4 protein-coding genes are annotated in these 2,101 nt (G+C 71.5%); 1 reads left to right on the top strand and 3 read right to left on the bottom strand.

The features are described from left to right. From QH283_RS07055 to QH283_RS07065, 3 genes are all read right to left on the bottom strand, one after another. Positions 1-297 (bottom strand): GTP-binding protein (locus tag QH283_RS07055; protein ID WP_280502207.1); only part of this gene is annotated, 297 nt, incomplete at its 3' end. A gap of 110 nt (positions 298-407) precedes the next feature. Beyond that, positions 408-857 carry a hypothetical protein gene (locus tag QH283_RS07060; protein WP_280502208.1) on the bottom strand — a complete coding sequence of 150 codons (450 nt, stop codon included), beginning with the start codon at positions 855-857 and terminating at the stop codon, positions 408-410. Positions 858-1,036: 179 nt separating this feature from the next. Further along, complete coding sequence (locus tag QH283_RS07065) at positions 1,037-1,294, bottom strand: hypothetical protein (RefSeq protein WP_280502209.1); 258 nt, start codon at positions 1,292-1,294, stop codon at positions 1,037-1,039. Between the two features lie 209 nt (positions 1,295-1,503). Between QH283_RS07065 and QH283_RS07070 the strand changes: the two genes are divergently transcribed. After that, a partial coding sequence (locus QH283_RS07070; protein ID WP_280502210.1) for a hypothetical protein occupies positions 1,504-2,101 on the top strand: 598 nt, incomplete at its 3' end.

Consider the following 2,101-nt stretch of genomic DNA (forward strand, 5'->3'; position numbering starts at 1 on the left):
CCCGGCGCGCAGCTCGCCCACGAAATCCGCGTAGCCGGGGGTGTCGATCAGGTTGATCTTGGTCTCGCGCCACCCCACGGGCACCACCGAGACCTGCACCGACCGGTGCCTGCGTCGCTCGATCTCGTCGTAGTCGGACAGGCTGGTGCCGTCCTCCACCCGTCCCGCGCGATCGAGTGCGCCGCCGGCCAGCGCCAGCGCCTCCACCAACGTCGTCTTGCCTGCTCCGCTGTGCCCGACCAGCGCCACGTTCCGAATGCGCTCCGGCCGGTCAACGGTCATCACACCGTCGGCCATGTCACGCTTCCTCGCCTCGACATTCGCGGTATGTCGAGCTTCCCACCATCGTCGTCGCAAGTCCACGCCCGACGACGGGCCGAGGTGGGGCGGCGGGCGCGGCGGGCCGGTCAGGCGGCGATCCGGCCGGACCAGATGCTGAAGCCGCGATTGCCGATCGTGCAGCCGAACGATCCGTGGAAGCCGATCTCGCAGCGCACGCCCGCGTGGTCGATGTACGGGCCCCACTGGCCGTCACCGGTCTTCACTGCGTCCAGCGGCGGGTTGCCGCCGGGGATGGTGAACTGGGCGCCGGGGGTGAAGGTCGGGTGTGCGGGCAGCCACGGCACGTCGAGGACGATCTCGCCCACCGGGAAGCCGAACGGCAGCTGTCCGTACACGACCGGCATGGGGTAGGGCAGGTCACAACCGACCGTGCCGTTGCCGGAGATGGCGCACTGGATGGAACCCGCGGAGAAGTGCACGGTCGCCGGTTCCGCGTGTGCGGTCGTGGTGAACAGGAAGGAAACCGCGCACGCGGCCCCCAGAAGCCCGGCCACCCGCGTCGTGAATCGCTTCATCCGAACTCCTCACCCGCTGGGATGTGCTGTCGGTGCCTGTGCGGAGCGGCGCCCTGCCGGAAAGTCCCGGCGGTGGCGCTGCCGAACGCACCGCCACTGTCGCACAGACCCCGCGCCGCCGGTGCCGAAAACGGGCAGGAGAGTCCCGGCCGCGCGGGTGTCGCCGGACCCGGCAGCCGTTATCGGTCGCAGCCGATGCCGTCGCCGTCGCGGTCGAGGCCGTACTCGTCGGGGCCGATGACGGTCACGCGGCCGGTGTAGACCGGGCCGTTGCCGCTGCCGCCCACGCAGTCCACATCGCTGGTGATCGGCAGGCAGGGGATGTAGGAGGGATGGCACTCGGCGGGCTCGGCCGACGCCGAGGGCGAGGCGGGGGCGGCGAGGACGAAGGCGGCGGCCGCGAGAGCGGACACTCCGAGCGAGAACAGGTGACGCATGGTGCTCCTAATCCAGGTACGGATTCGATAGTGTGCCACGGGTTCGCCCGCGCCACCAGCGCGCGGAGCCCGTCGTCGCCGCACTGCCCAGTGACCGCCGCGCCGCCGCCAATCCCCCGCTGTTACAGTGCCTTTCGGCGATGCGGAGCCAGGTCGGCGGCCTACCGTTGAGCCAGTCGATCGTGGGACGGCGATGGAGGGCGGCCGCGATGCTGGTCATCGACGAGGCGACTGCGGTCGCGTATTCCGAGCAGCGGGTCATCGACTGGATGCGCACCTGGTCCGGCCAGTGGATCATCGTCGGCCTCGCCCTGCGCGTCGGTTCGGGTGAGCACACCGATCTGGTCGTCCTCACGCCACGCGCCACCATCGTCATGGACGTCGAGGGCACCGTCCCCGACGCGCGCGACGGCGTGCTGTCGGTCCGCCCCGACGGTCGCTGGAAGCTGTCCGGCTACGAGGGAGACCCCCTCGGGGAGAACGAGACTCCCGGCGCGAAGCGCTCGCTCGACCGCATGTCCGATGCCGTCGCGGCCCTGTCGGAGACGGTGCGCGCGCGCAATCCCGAAGCCCGTGTCGAGGGCCTGGTCGTCGTCGTGCCGCCCGGGGAGTCCGACATCACCGTGCGCGGTGGCGCCGGCCGCCCGCGCTGCGGGGTCGTGGTCGCCGAGACCGCCGCCGATCTGCGCGCGTGGTTCCACCGCACCGCGAGCCGCCCCGTCGTCTGGAGCGCCGAGAGCGCCCACGACCAGAACAACGAACTCGGCGCTGGCGAGCGCGTCTCGGTCGAGGACCTGCACGCCGAGG

Origin of the sequence: Nocardia farcinica, assembly GCF_029867845.1 — a bacterium.
Classification (GTDB): Bacteria; Actinomycetota; Actinomycetes; order Mycobacteriales; family Mycobacteriaceae; genus Nocardia; species Nocardia farcinica_A.